The organism is Megasphaera sueciensis (assembly GCF_050219315.1).
Classification (GTDB): Bacteria; Bacillota; Negativicutes; order Veillonellales; family Megasphaeraceae; genus Megasphaera_A; species Megasphaera_A sueciensis.
In genome coordinates this window covers 1,631,360-1,647,280 of the sequence record NZ_CP116939.1, presented here as the reverse complement: position 1 = coordinate 1,647,280, position 15,921 = coordinate 1,631,360, and the positions used below count along the sequence as shown (strand labels likewise).

The window sequence follows — 15,921 nt, the reverse complement described above, 5'->3', positions numbered from 1 at the left end:
TGTACAAGTTAGGAAGGAGTGCCAGTCGGAGAACCTAACTTGTACATCAGAAGAAAGGATGATACACTTATGAAATCAGGGCTGATTCTTGCCGGAGAACCAATGGGATTGCTCATTGCCCAGAGTGAAGGTTCTTTGGATAATGTTAGTGGATACGATTTGGCTGTAGCAGGAGCAGAATTTAACGTTGCCGTAGGAGTTTCCAGACTAGGACATCGTGTTACTTATATGACTAAACTTGGAAATGATCCTTTTGGCAAACGGATTATCCATGTTTTAAATGATAATAAAATTGGAAATGAATTTGTAGCATGGAGCGATACAAGGAAAACTGGTTTTATGCTAAAAGGTCGTGTTAGTAAGGGCGATCCGGATATTTTTTATTTTCGTGCTGGATCGGCAGCTTCTACGTTTTCTACAAAGGATGTGGAAAATGTAGATTTTGAAAATTACTCGCACATTCATTTAACGGGTATTTTGCCGGCCCTTTCTGATAATACACGTGCGGCTGTCAATCTAATGTTTGATAAGGCTCGTAAGGCAGGGCTGTTTATCAGCTTTGACCCTAATTTGCGTCCTGCGCTGTGGCCATCGAAAGAAATAATGATCCGTACTATTAATGAATTGGCAGCTAAAGCAGATATGGTTTTGCCGGGAGTTGCTGAAGGAAAAATCCTGATGGGCAGTGATGATCCCCATAAAATTAATGCATTTTACCACAAAAATGGGGCTAAGATTGTTGTTACAAAATGCGGGTCAGAAGGTGCACTTGTGTCTGATAGAGAAAATGAATTTATGGTTCCTGGTTTTAAAGTAGAAAAAGTCATTGATACAGTAGGGGCTGGAGATGGATTTGCAGCAGGTATTATTACGGCACTGATGGAAAATTTATCATTACAGGAAGCTGTGCGCCGCGGAAATGCAGTAGGGGCTATTCAGGTTATGAGCCGCGGTGATAATGAAGGATTGCCATATCCGCAGGCATTGAAAGAATTTATGGAACAACAATTGTAATCAGGAGGTTTTTATGATTAGCGAAAACATGAAAACGATTTTTGATATTGGTCTTGTACCTCTTATTGTGCTGGATGATGCGGCCGATGCCGTGGATTTTGGTAATGCTCTTGTAAAGGGCGGCATACCGGTTGCTGAAATTACCTTTCGTACGGCGGCCTGTCTTGACAGTATTCGGGCTATGGCGCAGCAAGTGCAGGGAATTATTGTCGGGGCTGGTACGGTACATACGGTGCAGCAGGCTAAAGAAGCGGTAGAGGCAGGCGCACAATTTATCGTGACACCTGCCTTTAATCCGGCAGTAACGGAATGGTGCGTTACGAATCATATTGATATTCTCCCGGGTACGGTTTCACCGGCAGATATGGAAGCAGCGTCAGCTTTTGGGCTTGAAGTTTGTAAATTTTTTCCAGCCGCAGCGTATGGCGGCATTACGACGTTAAAGGCTTTGTCGGGGCCCTTTGCAAATATTAAATTTATGCCTACCGGTGGCGTCAACTTTGATAATATGAATGACTATCTTGATCTTCCCAATGTAGCAGCCGTTGGCGGCAGTTTTATGACGCCGTCTGATATGATAAAGAACAAAAATTGGGATGGTATTGCGGCAACTTGCCAAAAGGCATTCAAACATCTTCTCGGATTTGAATTGGGACATGTGGGACTTCATGCACAGAATCGCAAGGAAGCAGAAGGCATTGCCGATGATCTTTGTGAATTGATGCTACAGGATAAAATTACTGGTGACGACAACTTTTTTGCCGGCCCTGTAGCGGAAATTTGTGATCATCCTATGCCTGGCTCTAAAGGACATATTTGCATCGATACGCGTGATATAGATCGGGCTATCGCTTATTATAAGCGGCAGGGCGTACTGTTTAACCCGGATTTTTGCTTTAAAGATAATAAAGGAAATATCAAAGTTGCCTTTCTTGAAAAAGAAATTGGCGGATTCACAATTCATCTGCGCCGTAAGGCAAAATGAAAAACATGTTTTATGCAGACATTCGGCTGGCTATGTCAGACAGGTGTCTGCTTTTTATATATAGTATATCTACGACTTGTTTTTATTTTACAAATATAGAAGAAATGATTATGATGTAAGAGAACCATAGGGAGGATAATATGAGAGTGGTATGTGTGGGAGATAGCCTTACTTATGGATATGGTGTCCCGTCTCATTATGCATGGATTTCCCTGTTGCGGAAATGGTCTGGCTGGCATATTATTAATAAGGGTATCTGTGGTGAAACAACTGCAGAAATGCGGCGGCGTTTTTCTCGGAATATAGTAATGATGCCGGATTTGATTTTTATTATGGGCGGCTCTAATGATGTTTTATTAGATGTTGCGCTTCGTGAGACCGAAGAAAATCTTTTAGCAATGATTATGGGTGCCCGGATGGCCTACGTGGAGACCGTTTTGGGGATTCCTCCGCTCACCAAAATAGAAAGCAGTCTTTTTGGTTGGCAGAAGGTTGATGATGTAAAACGGCACAATGAAATATTGGCTATGTACCGGCAGTGGATTATTACCAAGAGTGAAAGAGAAGATATTCCTTATGTTGATTTTTATGAAGCTTTGCAGACCGCAGATGAGAAAGATATGCAAGTATATGTGGACGGAATTCACCCGAATATAGCCGGATATAAGATTTTGGCACAAACGGCATGGAATATTTTAAAGGATATGGACAAATGAATGAAAGAAAAATATTGACAAGGAAACAAATACGTGGGCTGGATCGGGACTTGGAATCACTTATCGGCGACACGGGTTTAGGTGTTCCCGGATTAGCTGTCGTTATTTATAAAAATGGAGAGCAAGTATATGAAAAATTTTTAGGGCGGCGGTACATTAACGGCGTACAGCCGCAATTTGATTTGCCGGTTACGAAAGATTCACGTTTTCGTGTGGCTTCTGTTTCCAAACAATTTACGGCCTTGACGATATTACAATTGGCAGAAGCAGGAAAACTTTCTTTGGAGGAGGACATATGCAAGTATCTTGGTTTTACTCTGCGGCATCCCCGATATCCGGAACAACCGATTACGATTCGCATGCTTTTATCACATATTTCATCTTTATGTGATGGAAGCATATATGCTATTTCTCCAGACGAAGATATTATTGAGCTTTTTATGCCAGAAGGATTATATTATCGCGGAGGAGAACACTTTTCTGCTATCGGTGGGCCCGGAACGTATTTTCATTACTGTAATCTTAATTATGGCCTTTTAGGGACTATTATCGAGGTAGTTACAGGAGTACGTTTTGATATGTATCAACGCACACATATTTTAAAAGAATTGAATATTTCCGGTAGTTACAATATTAGTGATTTTGATACGGAAGATATGAAGAGACTGGGAACTGTATATCAAAAACAAAAAGCGGGCAGATGGGATGAGAATGGTCCGTGGTATCCTCAAATTGATGATTATAGAGGGATTGTTCAGCCGCGACACATCGTGCGTATATGCAATCCGGATCAACGGCAAAATGATGATTTTTACAATGTAGCTGGGTATGTGCCGGGAACAAACGGAACTATATTTTCACCGCAGGGCGGGCTGCGTATTTCAGCGCAGGAATTGACAAATTTATTGGATATGTATTTGCATAACGGTGTATATCAAGGGAAACAGATTGTGACAGAAGCAGTGTTGAAGGAAATGTTCAGCTGTCAATGGTACTATGACCGGCAGTGTCCTAATGGCGATACTTGTGGAGGAACATTGGAAACTTATGGATTGGGTGTGTACCGTATGCTAAGTGACGGCACATCGCGTCCCGTTTCAGATAGGTGCATTGATTTGGTAGGACATACAGGGGAGGCATATGGCCTTTTATCTGCGATTATGATATTTCCGGGGACAGGAAATGGCTTTTTGTATATTATGAATGGCGAAGCTATTGCGGAGGAGGATATGCGGGCAAGAGGAATATACAGCGGAAATTATCGATGGGAAGAACGAATGATGACGGCAATTATACAAAAGGCTTTTTAAATACATTTTTTTGATAATATGCGGAAAAAATACTTTGTTATTATTTATTTTATGTATTCTATTTGACGCGGAACAAGGCATTTTATATAATGAAGTCAATTATGTATATCTGTTATGAAAAGGGGAGAATCCGAGATTATGAATATTATTGATGAATTAACTTGGCGTGGAGCGGTAAACCAAGTCAGTGATGAAGAAGGATTAAGAAAGTTGACGGAGGAAAAAAGTATTTCTTTGTATTGTGGGGTGGATCCTACAGGAGATAGTATGCACATTGGCCACTTAATTCCTTTTATGATGTTGAAACGGTTTCAATTGGCAGGGCACCATCCTTACATCGTCATTGGCGGCGGTACCGGCGTCATCGGAGATCCCAGCGGACGTAAAACAGAACGACAGTTACAAACGATTGAAACCATCCATGCTAATGCTGATAAATTAAAAGCACAATTTATTCATCTTTTTGGTGAAGATTCCAATATCACGATTGTTAATAACTATGATTGGTTGTCCCGATTGGATTTACTTGGTTTTTTGCGTGATTATGGCAAACTTTTTAGTGTCAATGTCATGTTGGCTAAGGAAGTAGTAGCAAGCCGTTTGGACGCAGGGATTTCTTTTACGGAATTTACATATCAGATTCTGCAATCTATTGATTTTGAGCATCTTTTTGCACATAATGACATACAGCTTCAGATCGGGGGAGCAGATCAGTGGGGAAATATTACAGCCGGTATTGACATGATCCGAAAAATACATGGATCCGAAGCACAAGCTTATTGTTTGACAATACCTCTCATGCTGAAATCGGACGGAACGAAGTTTGGTAAAACTGCGGGAGGGGCAATTTGGCTTGATCCGGAAAAGACCTCACCTTTTGAATTTTATCAATTTTGGCTGAATCAGGATGATGCCGACGTTATTAAATACTTAAAATATTTCACTTTTTTGAGTCAAGAAGAAATTAATGATTTAGAACGGACTGTCCATACAGAACCTGAAAAAAGGATTGCCCAGCGCCGTTTGGCTGAAGAAGTAACTACATTTGTTCATGGCAAAGAAGCACTGCGAGAAGCACAAAATATCACGATGGCATTGTATCAAGGCAGTATAGCTGATCTTACGGAACATGAACTGGAACAGGCTTTTGGAAAAATGCCGACAGTAATGGTCGGTCCGGAAGAAAAAAATGTAGTTAACTGGCTGATTGATTCAACCATTTATACTTCTAAGCGGCAAGCTCGTGAAGATATTACGAATGGGGCAGTTACTATAAATGGTATTAAAGTAACATCTCTTGATGAAGTGGTAACGCCTCATAAGAATTCCAACGGACGTTTTGTTATTGTGCGTAAAGGTAAGAAGAAATATACTTTGGCTCGAGTACAGCACACGAATTGATTGGGGCGGCAGTATGAAAATTAAAGAAATCCGGATAGGCATGGTGCATATTCCGCTGAAAAAACCATTTATTACTGCGTTGCGCCGGGTGGAGGCCGCTGAAGATATCATTGTGCAAATTCTTGCGGATAGCGGTGAAAGCGGATTCGGTAATGCGCCGCCGACATATAAAATTACGGGAGATGGGCACGGATCAGTGGTGGGTGCTATATATGATGTGTTGACACCTGCACTTATTGGTCGCGATATAGATGATCTGGAGGATATTTGGCATATTTTGGATACTTCGATGCAGGGAAACACTTCGGCGAAAGCGGCTGTGGATATAGCTGTATATGACTTATTTGGCAAACAATACGGAATCCCTTTATACCGACTATTCGGGGGCAGGACCGCATCATTAACTTCAGATTTGACAATTAGCTTGAATAAACCGGAAGAAATGGCGCAGGATGCTATACAAGCAGTACATCGCGGATATACCGCATTGAAGATTAAAGTAGGCGAAGATATTTTGCTTGATAAAAAACGGGTTCAAGCAGTGCGAGAAGCAGTGGGTCCGAATATTACTCTGCGTCTTGATGCTAATCAAGCGTGGAAGCCAAAGGAGGCAGTTCGGATTATACGCGAATGGGAATATGACGGAATGGGTATTGAATTGGTGGAACAACCAGTCCGGGCTGATGATTTTGATGGCTTGAAGTTTGTCACAGATCATGTTGTGACAAATATTATGGCGGATGAAGCGGCATATACAGTACAGGATACATGGCGGCTATTGGCTATGCGGGCTTGTGATATGATCAATATCAAATTAATGAAAGCAGGAGGGCTTCACAATGCTCTGGATATGGCCGCTATGGCGAAGGCTGCGGGTGTGGCCTGCATGGCTGGATGTATGTTAGAGAGTAAGGTAGGTATTACGGCCGCGGCTTCGTTAATGGCGGGCAAACGCTGCATGCAATTGGCAGATTTGGATGCGGCAGATTTATTGGCAGCCGATCCGGTCCGAGGCGGCGTTTCTTACAATCATAGCGAACTTATATTGCCGGAAGCCTCAGGATTAGGTATTACGGGAGTTGAAGGAGTATGCTGGCTTGAAAAATGACAACCGCTTTTGTTTTAATAAAAAATATGTAGGTTTGTCAAACATATGTTACACAGTAGCAAGAAAAGAACGAAGGACTTCGTTAGGAGATTTCCAAGCCAGAGGACGCATAGGAAAATTATTGTATTCTCTACTACGTACTGCTAACTGTTTTTTGAAATCTGCAAAAGAATAAAAACGATGCTCCGCATAGAAGTACTCGTTGTCTTTTCGATGAGAGCGCTCTACCTTTCCGTTATGCCGCGGCGTATACGGCCGTATTTTTTGATGGATAATGTGATAGGCTGCCAATTGTCGTTCAAACAGCGTGAGTTCCGCTGTCTTACTTCGACCAAATCGGTTGGTGAATTCAAAGCCATTGTCGGTTTGGATTTTACAAATGGGAAACGAGAATCTTCGTACCAAGTGTTGGAGAAATATCGTGGAAGAATAGGTGCTCTGTTCTTGGAATGCTTCCAAATACCGAACGCGCGTACATTCATCGATAGCCGTGTATTGGTACATTCTTTCACCCAGCGCATGTGCCTGCCCCACGATGCAAGCAGAAGGAACTACTTTGACATCTACCTGCACTTTTTCTCCAGGGAACAGTGCTTGTTGATAGGGCTTGGGGATGTACTTTGGGTTCGGTACGGATTCCCGTGTGAGTCCGATACGCTTTAAACAGCGATATAGGCCCGTGATGGATCGTGTATATCCCCGTTTTCTTAGCTTGATCCAAAACACGACCAGCCCGGCATGCGGATTTCGTCGTCGCATATTCTGAATAAACGTTATCTCTTGAGACGTGTGCTGATTGGGATGATGGTGAGGGCGTCTGGATCGGGGCTGTAACGATGCCGGGGTCCCATCATAGCGCCATTGCAAGCGATAGATAAACTGGCGATTCGTACGATATTTTATAGCAGCAATAGTCACACCATATTTTCTGGCGTAAGAAAGAATAGATAGACGATACTTTACATCTTGTGTTATGCTGTTCATGAGAGAGCACCCTTTCTGTTGTGGTTTGGTATAGACAACTTAAGCATAACACAAAATGGTGCTCTCTCTTTTCTGTTTTTGTAACATATCTATGGTAAACCTACAAACCGCTTTTGTTTTAATAAAAAATATTTGTTGACTTTAAAAAAAATGTATGCTATAATAACTAATTGCAAATGCTAATGATTATATAAATACATGGAGGAGCAGCTTCCGTTAAACAAAAAAGTTAAGCAAGGTTCGGTGAGTAGGTTGAGCCTTGCTTTTTTGTCGCCTAATGGGACTGCTTTTTTGCCTTCCAGTAATAGCTTTCATTTTTTATAAGGGGTGAAGTAAAAGCATGTTCAAACCTGTACAAGTAGGGAAAAGGACTCGATACACATATGCAAAGATCAACGAAGTCTTGAAGATGCCGCATTTATTGGATTTACAGATTAAATCCTATGAATGGTTTCTGGAAAAAGGATTAAAGGACATATTTAAAGATATTTCGCCGATCGAAGATGCCTCGGGAAATCTGTCTTTATCCTTTGAAGATTTCAAATTGGGTGAACCCAAGTATGATATTCGTGAATGTAAAGAACGGGATACGACGTATGCCGCTCCGCTTCGCGTCCAGATTCGTTTGGTAAACCATGAAACAGGTGAAATCAAAGATCAGGAAGTGTTTATGGGGGATTTCCCGCTGATTACGGATACAGGTACATTCATTATTAATGGGGCGGAACGTGTTATTGTTAGTCAGCTCGTACGTTCTCCCGGTGTATATTATGGCCGTGAAATTGACCCAATGGGTATTCGTTTGTATAATTCAACAGTTATTCCTAACCGCGGAGCCTGGATTGAATTGGAAACAGATGCCAATAATATTGTTTATGCGCGTATTGACCGCAATCGTAAAATTCCTGCCACTGTTTTGATTCGTGCATTGGGGTGGTCTTCCAATGCTGATATTTTGGATTTGTTCTATGATGACAAACGATTGCAGAATACATTTGAAAAAGATACGACAGAATCACAGGATGAAGCACTGGTAGAGATTTATAAAAAACTTCGACCGGGTGAACCGCCGACAGTGGAAAGCGCACGTAACCTTTTTGAAGGGTTGTTTTTTGATCCCCGACGGTATGATATGGCTCGTGTCGGCCGATATAAAGCTGGGAAAAAATTAGGATGGCAGCGCCGATTATTTGGACAAGTTTTACATGAACCTATCGTTAACGCTGAAACGGGTGAAGTTATTATTGATGCGCATACGGAAATCGGGTCTGCTGAAATCAAGAGAATTGAAGACAGCGGCGTATTCAGCGGAGAAGGTCTGGTCGAACTATTTGTTGAAAAACAAGACGGTTCTGCATATAAGATGATTTGCAATAATAGTAATCTTCCCTATGAACACCGGACGATTACAAGAGAAGATATCATTGCTAATATTGATTATCTGCTCAACCTTATGGATGGGTTTGGTAATGTTGATGATATTGACCATTTAGGTAACCGCCGTCTGCGTTGTGTAGGCGAATTGCTTCAGAACCAGTTCCGCATTGGTCTGACACGAATGGAACGCGTTGTCAAGGAACGTATGACGATTCAAGATATGGAAGCTATTACGCCACAGGCTTTGATTAATATTCGTCCTGTTGTAGCCTCTATTAAGGAGTTTTTTGGTTCCAGCCAGTTATCGCAGTTTATGGATCAAACGAATCCGTTGGCTGAATTAACACACAAACGTCGTCTTAGTGCATTGGGGCCTGGTGGTTTGTCCCGCGAACGAGCTGGTTTTGAGGTTCGAGATGTGCATCATTCTCATTATGGACGCATGTGTCCAGTGGAAACGCCGGAAGGACCGAATATTGGATTGATTTCTTCATTGGCCTGCTTTGGTAAAGTCAATGAGTTTGGCTTTATTGAAGCCCCATATCGCCGGGTAGATAAGGAAACACATATCGTTACTAACGATGTACATTATATTACTGCGGATGAAGAAGAACAGTATATTATTGCACAGGCAAATGAACCGTTATCGGAAGACGGTCATTTTGTAAATGAACGAGTTGCCTGCCGCCATGGTGAAGATACTCGTGAGTTTCAGCGCAACCGTGTTGATTTTATGGATGTTTCACCAAAAGAAGTTGTTTCTGTTGGGACGTCTATGATCCCATTTTTGGAAAATGATGATGCGAATCGTGCCCTTATGGGGGCAAACATGCAGCGGCAGGCAGTACCGCTGCTCCGTACACAGGCACCCCTCGTCGGTACAGGAATGGAATATAAGGCCGCATGTGACTCGGGTGTCTGCATTTTAGCAAAACATGCCGGCATTGTCAGCCGTGTAACCGGTGATGAAATAGTTGTTACAACGGCAGCTGGCTCAGAAGATTCGTATCGTTTGATTAAATTTATGCGTTCTAACCAAAGTACTTGCATAAACCAGCGGCCACTGGTTTATAAAGGTGAAAAAGTAATAGAAGGGCAAGTACTGGCTGATGGTATGGCTACAGACGGTGGTGAACTGGCTCTCGGCTATAATATTCTTGTTGCATATATGCCGTGGGAAGGGTACAATTACGAAGATGCGGTACTTCTTAGTGAAGATTTGCCGAAGAAAGATTTATATACCTCCATTCATATTGAAGAATATGAATGTGATGCCCGTGATACGAAATTGGGCTCTGAAGAAATAACTCGTGAGATTCCGAATGTCAGTGAAGACAGCACAAAAAATTTGGATGAAAATGGCATTATTATGATTGGTGCTGATGTATATCCAGGCGATGTTTTGGTTGGCAAAGTTACGCCGAAGGGTGAAACTGAACTCACCCCGGAAGAACGACTGTTGCGTGCTATTTTTGGCGATAAAGAACGGGAAGTTCGTGATACATCACTGCGTGTACCTCATGGAGAATCGGGGAAAATTGTTGATGTACGTGTATTTTCTCGGGAAAATAATGATGAACTCCCACCAGGCGTAAATCGCTTAGTACGTGTATATATTGCTCAAAAACGTAAAATTCATGAGGGCGATAAAATGTCTGGCCGTCATGGTAACAAGGGGGTTGTTTCTCGTGTAATGCGTCAGGAGGACATGCCGTTCCTGCCGGATGGTACGCCGGTACAAATTGTTCTTAATCCGCTGGGTGTTCCTTCGCGTATGAATATCGGGCAGATTTTAGAAACTCACTTGGGTTGGGCTATGCATGAAATGGGCTTGCAAATAAAAGGTATGGATTCGACACTGGAAGGTAAATTGCGTGAAGCTGGGTATGATGTGGATTCCTATGGCATGCCGAAGCCTGATGATGCCGGTATTCATATTGCAACACCTGTATTTGACGGTGCACATGCAGAAGATGTTTTTGAAGCATTAAAAATGACAGGACTGCCGGAAGACGGTAAAACGGTTCTCTATGACGGACGAACAGGAGAACCCATGGATCGTCGGGTCACGGTGGGATATGTATATATGCTGAAGCTGCATCATTTGGTTGATGATAAAATCCATGCACGTTCTACTGGACCGTACTCCTTGGTTACACAACAGCCTTTGGGTGGCAAGGCACAGTTTGGCGGTCAGCGTTTCGGGGAAATGGAAGTTTGGGCTTTGGAAGCATATGGTGCTGCGTATACATTGCAGGAAATGCTTACGGTTAAGTCAGATGATGTCGTTGGCCGTGTTAAGGCTTACGAAAAAATCGTTAAAGGCGAAAACATTCCAGAACCGGGTGTTCCGGAATCCTTTAAGGTATTGCTCAAGGAGTTGCAGGCGATTGGTCTTGACGTCCAGATTTTGAATGAAGATGGCGAAGAAGTTGTGGTTCGTGAACTGGATGATGAAGATGAAGTGGAAACGGAACAGGATCAAACGGATGAAATTCGCCAAGTTATGGAAGGCGAAACCGCAGTAGATGATGAAACACCTATGATTGAAAAAAATACCGTGCCGGATGATTATGTAAACAACGGTGGCGAAGATGATGTGATCGGTGAGTTGGGTGGATATACAAATACCGATGATACAGATGATAGTGATGAATAATCAGTACATGAATAGAAGGGAGCGGTATTTGTGCTAGATGTGAATGAATTTGATTCTATGCGAATAGGGTTGGCCTCGCCGGAAAAAATCCTTGAATGGTCTCATGGAGAAGTTAAAAAACCGGAAACAATCAATTACCGTACATTGAAACCGGAACGTGACGGGTTGTTCTGTGAACGTATTTTTGGACCTACGAAGGACTGGGAATGTCATTGCGGCAAATATAAACGTATTCGTTATAAGGGCGTTGTTTGTGATCGCTGTGGTGTAGAAGTCACGCGGGCTAAAGTTCGTCGGGAACGCATGGGCCATATTCAGTTGGCTACACCTGTTTCTCATATTTGGTATTTTAAAGGCATTCCCAGCCGGATGGGATTGATTTTGGATATTTCTCCGCGTTCACTGGAAAAGGTTTTATATTTTGCATCATATGTTGTTTTGGATCCAGGAGATACACCTCTTATAAAAAAACAACTTTTGACGGAAACAGAATATCGTCAGTATTTAGATATGTATGGTGAAAAATTCCGTGTTGGCATGGGTGCTGAAGCGGTTAAAGAGTTACTGCAAGAATTGGATCTGAATAAGCTGGACAGCGAATTGCGTGCCGAATTGAAGGATTCTTCCGGGCAGCGCCGCGTACGGGCTATCCGCCGTTTAGAAGTGGTGGAAGCATTCCGTCATTCCGGTAATAAACCAGAATGGATGATTATGGATGTCGTACCGGTTATTCCACCGGAACTTCGTCCTATGGTACAGCTTGATGGCGGTCGTTTTGCAACCTCTGATTTGAATGATTTGTATCGCCGGGTCATTAATCGTAATAACCGTTTGAGCCGATTGCTTGAACTGGGAGCGCCGGATATCATCGTCCGCAATGAAAAACGTATGTTGCAGGAAGCTGTTGATTCCTTGATTGATAATGGCCGCCGGGGACGTCCTGTTACAGGTCCTGGCAATCGTCCTTTGAAATCTCTTTCCGATATGCTTAAGGGGAAACAAGGTCGTTTTCGTCAGAACTTGCTCGGTAAGCGTGTTGATTACTCCGGTCGTTCCGTTATCGTTGTCGGCCCGGAATTGAAAATGCATCAGTGTGGGTTGCCAAAGGAAATGGCTTTGGAATTGTTCAAGCCCTTTGTCATGAAGAAACTTGTTGAAAAAGGCATTGCTACTAATATAAAAAATGCAAAAAAGAAAGTAGAACGTGTAAGCAATGAAGTGTGGGACGTTTTAGAAGATGTTATCAAAGAACATCCTGTCTTATTGAATCGCGCACCTACGTTACATCGTTTGGGTATTCAAGCTTTTGAACCGATTCTTTGGGAAGGCCGGGCGATTAAACTGCATCCTCTGGTTTGTACAGCTTATAATGCCGATTTTGATGGAGACCAGATGGCCTGTCATTTGCCTTTATCTGTAGAAGCACAATCTGAAGCTCGTACACTTATGCTTTCCGCACATAATATTTTGGCGCCGAAAGATGGAAAGCCTGTTGCTGTACCAACCCAAGATATGGTTCTTGGTGCATATTATTTGACATTGGTTAAGCCAGGGGCTAACGGAGAAGGGAAGATTTTTTCCAACTATGATGAGGTTATGCTGGCTTATGATGCGCATGTTCTTGACATAGAGGCGTTGATTAAAGTCCGTATTCCCGGACGGGGATTGATTGAAACAACAGCTGGAAAGTTGTTATATAATCAAGCTTTGTACGAAGAATTACGGATGTATCATACGGATAAAATTATGGTATTTACCGATCCCCAGGATGCGATATTTGCTTATACCAACGGCTTGATTGATCCAATGCATTTGATAAAGATTCAAGATAAAGAAGGCCGTATTCTCGATTATGGATTTACTGCACTGAAAGAACGTTTTGGAGTAGATCTTCTTACGATACGGCCGCTGCCTTCCCACAAGGTAGATAAGGAAGCAGCAGCAGCTTTCAAAAAGGATAAAACATATGTTGATGTTGAATGCCTTGGCGTTTTGATGAACAAAAAGCAAATTGGAAAGCTTGTTGATGCTTGTTTCCATTTGGTGGGAAATACTAAGACAGCAGCATTATTGGACCGCATTAAGTCTTTGGGGTATCATTATGCTCGTCAGGCAGGAATGTCCATTGCTATTTCCGATATTCAAGTACCAAGTGAAAAGAAAGGGATTCTTGATGCCACGGAAGAACAAGTTATTAATGTTACTAAGATGTTTCAACGCGGTTTGATTACTGAAGATGAACGATATCGTAAAACAATTTCCTTATGGGAAAAAGCCACAGACGATGTAACGGACGCTATGATGGATAATATGGACCCTTTTAATTCCATTTTTATGATGGCAGATTCTGGCGCTCGTGGTAATAAGCAGCAGATTCGTCAGGTTGCGGGTATGCGTGGATTGATGGCGGATCCTTCTGGACGTATCATCGATTTGCCGATTAAGGCTAATTTCCGAGAAGGCTTATCTGTGTTGGACTATTTTACATCCAGTCATGGGGCTCGTAAAGGGTTGGCAGATACAGCTTTGCGTACGGCTGACTCAGGGTATTTGACCCGTCGTCTTGTCGACGTATCTCAGGATGTTATTGTTCGTGAAGATGATTGTGATGTGTTTGGGATTGATCTTGTACGTGAACGGGCTCGTTTAGCCGGTTCCTGTAAAGCGGCCGTAGCACTGTTGAAAGATAAGCTTATTGGACGTGTCTTGGTTCATCCCGTGTTAGATCCGGCAACGGAAAAAGTTCTTTTTCCTGAAGAACATTTGCTGACAACTGATGATATGGACATTATAGTTGAACATAATATCCCGCGGTTGTCATTGCGTGGCAGCCAAATGGACATTAATGATGACTTGAACCATACTAATGTTATTGAAAGCGTATTTTTGGGCGAACCGGAAGAAAAAATTCGGGAAGCACTACGTCAGGCTATGATTGACAATATGCTTGGCAAAACGATTGAAGATGCTGTAGTAGAAGCGAATGGTTTTGAAATTTGCCCAGCTGGTACACCGCTGACCGAAGATGCTATTGATAAAATTCTGGCCAGTGATGTAAAGGAAGTAAAAGTCCGCAATAATGATATTAGAGGAATTGAAGTCGGCGCCATTGTTGAAGGTAATGGCGTGATTGAATCATTAAAGGATCGTATTGTTGGTCGTACAGCCGCACAAGAATTGGTTAATTCCGATACGGGTGAAGTTATTGTTCCTCTCAATCAGGAAATTACAGAGGATAAAGCAGATGAAGTTGTAAAATATTATAAAATAGTCCGTATCCGCTCTGTTCTTACCTGCCGTTCCCGATACGGTGTATGTGCAAAGTGCTATGGTCGTGATTTAGGTACAGGCGGTAAAGTCAATGTCGGAGAATCGGTGGGTATTATAGCTGCACAGTCTATCGGGGAACCGGGCACACAGTTGACAATGCGTACATTCCATACTGGCGGCGTTGCATCGGCCGGTGATATTACACAAGGTCTGCCGCGTGTTGAAGAATTATTTGAAGCACGTAAACCTAAGGGGAATGCTATTGTAACGGAAATTACCGGTAAAGTTGAAATTACGGAAAAAGAAGATCATCATGATATCCATACCGTGCGGGTTTTAGCCGAAGACGGTGAGGAACGATCATACGTTGTTCCATATGGAGCGCATATTGTTGTGCATGAAGGAGATGTCATTGAAAAGGGAAGCCGTATTACCGCGGGATCTATTAATCCCCACGACATTCTTCATATTCTTGGAGTTGAAGCAACACAGCGGTATCTTGTTTATGAAGTTCAAAAGGTGTATAAGTCCCAAGGTGTTGAAATTAATGATAAACATATCGAAGTTATCGTACGCCAAATGCTTCGTAAAATCAAGTTGGAAAATCCTGGTGATACAGGCTTGCTCCCGGGAGATTACGTAGACGTAAATGTATTTGAAGATTCGAATCATCGTATTCAGGCGGTAGGCGGCAATGTGGCTTCCGGGAAAAATATACTTTTAGGTATTACGAAAGCGGCACTTGCTACGGATTCATTTTTGTCAGCAGCCTCTTTCCAAGAAACGACCCGTGTTCTTACAGATGCGGCGATAAAAGGAAAAATAGATCCACTGCTAGGATTAAAAGAAAACGTTATTATAGGTAAGTTGATTCCGGCAGGTACTGGAATGAGCCGATATCGTAAGGTTAAAGTACTTAAGACGATTCCTGCTGTAGCATATGAAGATGAAAGCGGAGAACCTTTAGATCCAAAAACTTTTGGTGAATCCAACACGGGACTATCTGAATAAATTGAAAACATCCCCCTTGAAAGAATAAAAAAGACAATCTTTCAAGGGGGATACTGCATGAAAAGAAACACCCGGAATAGTGTAAT

At 42.4% G+C, this 15,921-nt stretch carries 9 protein-coding genes; 8 read left to right on the top strand and 1 reads right to left on the bottom strand.

The features are described from left to right. Window positions 1-69: 69 nt before the first annotated feature. The 6 genes from NXG62_RS07960 to NXG62_RS07935 all read left to right on the top strand — a co-directional run bounded on the left by NXG62_RS07960 (window position 70) and on the right by NXG62_RS07935 (window position 6,534). Window positions 70-1,014 (top strand): sugar kinase, encoded by a 945-nt coding sequence (locus tag NXG62_RS07960; protein WP_427111912.1) that lies wholly within the window; start codon window positions 70-72, stop codon window positions 1,012-1,014. 13 nt (window positions 1,015-1,027) lie between these two features. Then, on the top strand, window positions 1,028-1,999 hold the full coding sequence (gene eda, locus NXG62_RS07955; protein WP_427111911.1) for a bifunctional 4-hydroxy-2-oxoglutarate aldolase/2-dehydro-3-deoxy-phosphogluconate aldolase: 972 nt from the start codon (window positions 1,028-1,030) through the stop codon (window positions 1,997-1,999). A 140-nt stretch (window positions 2,000-2,139) separates the two neighbouring features. Then, the gene (locus tag NXG62_RS07950; RefSeq protein ID WP_427111910.1) at window positions 2,140-2,715 is read left to right on the top strand and encodes a GDSL-type esterase/lipase family protein; all 576 of its coding nucleotides are present in this window, start codon (window positions 2,140-2,142) and stop codon (window positions 2,713-2,715) included. Continuing rightward, window positions 2,712-4,025: a serine hydrolase domain-containing protein gene (locus tag NXG62_RS07945; RefSeq protein WP_427111909.1), complete on the top strand. Its 1,314-nt coding sequence runs from the start codon at window positions 2,712-2,714 to the stop codon at window positions 4,023-4,025. The genes NXG62_RS07950 and NXG62_RS07945 overlap by 4 nt, the downstream gene beginning before the upstream one ends. Before the next feature lie 138 nt (window positions 4,026-4,163). After that, a complete protein-coding gene (gene tyrS / locus NXG62_RS07940; protein ID WP_427111908.1) occupies window positions 4,164-5,426 on the top strand; it encodes a tyrosine--tRNA ligase in 1,263 nt (420 codons plus the stop codon). A 13-nt stretch (window positions 5,427-5,439) separates the two neighbouring features. Then, the gene (locus tag NXG62_RS07935) at window positions 5,440-6,534 is read left to right on the top strand and encodes a dipeptide epimerase (protein WP_427111907.1); all 1,095 of its coding nucleotides are present in this window, start codon (window positions 5,440-5,442) and stop codon (window positions 6,532-6,534) included. Window positions 6,535-6,582: 48 nt separating this feature from the next. Here NXG62_RS07935 and NXG62_RS07930 read toward each other — a convergent pair whose 3' ends face one another. Continuing rightward, entirely contained in the window at window positions 6,583-7,518 is a 936-nt protein-coding gene (locus tag NXG62_RS07930) for a DDE-type integrase/transposase/recombinase (RefSeq protein ID WP_427089594.1), read from the bottom strand. Window positions 7,519-7,858: 340 nt separating this feature from the next. Here NXG62_RS07930 and rpoB point away from each other — a divergent pair, with 340 nt between their 5' ends. Both rpoB and rpoC read left to right on the top strand, forming a co-directional pair. After that, window positions 7,859-11,554, top strand: coding sequence for a DNA-directed RNA polymerase subunit beta (gene rpoB, locus NXG62_RS07925; RefSeq protein ID WP_427111906.1), 3,696 nt, complete (start codon window positions 7,859-7,861; stop codon window positions 11,552-11,554). Window positions 11,555-11,584: 30 nt separating this feature from the next. Beyond that, a complete protein-coding gene (rpoC, locus tag NXG62_RS07920) occupies window positions 11,585-15,835 on the top strand; it encodes a DNA-directed RNA polymerase subunit beta' (protein WP_427111905.1) in 4,251 nt (1,416 codons plus the stop codon). Window positions 15,836-15,921 lie beyond the last annotated feature (86 nt).

Coding starts and splice junctions, on each gene's coding strand:
- rpoB (WP_427111906.1), top strand. CDS start 7,859: ATGTTCAAACCTGTACAAGTAGGGAAAAGGACTCGATACACATATGCA.
- eda (WP_427111911.1), top strand. CDS start 1,028: ATGATTAGCGAAAACATGAAAACGATTTTTGATATTGGTCTTGTACCT.
- NXG62_RS07950 (WP_427111910.1), top strand. CDS start 2,140: ATGAGAGTGGTATGTGTGGGAGATAGCCTTACTTATGGATATGGTGTC.
- NXG62_RS07945 (WP_427111909.1), top strand. CDS start 2,712: ATGAATGAAAGAAAAATATTGACAAGGAAACAAATACGTGGGCTGGAT.
- NXG62_RS07930 (WP_427089594.1), bottom strand. CDS start 7,518: ATGAACAGCATAACACAAGATGTAAAGTATCGTCTATCTATTCTTTCT.
- NXG62_RS07960 (WP_427111912.1), top strand. CDS start 70: ATGAAATCAGGGCTGATTCTTGCCGGAGAACCAATGGGATTGCTCATT.
- NXG62_RS07935 (WP_427111907.1), top strand. CDS start 5,440: ATGAAAATTAAAGAAATCCGGATAGGCATGGTGCATATTCCGCTGAAA.
- tyrS (WP_427111908.1), top strand. CDS start 4,164: ATGAATATTATTGATGAATTAACTTGGCGTGGAGCGGTAAACCAAGTC.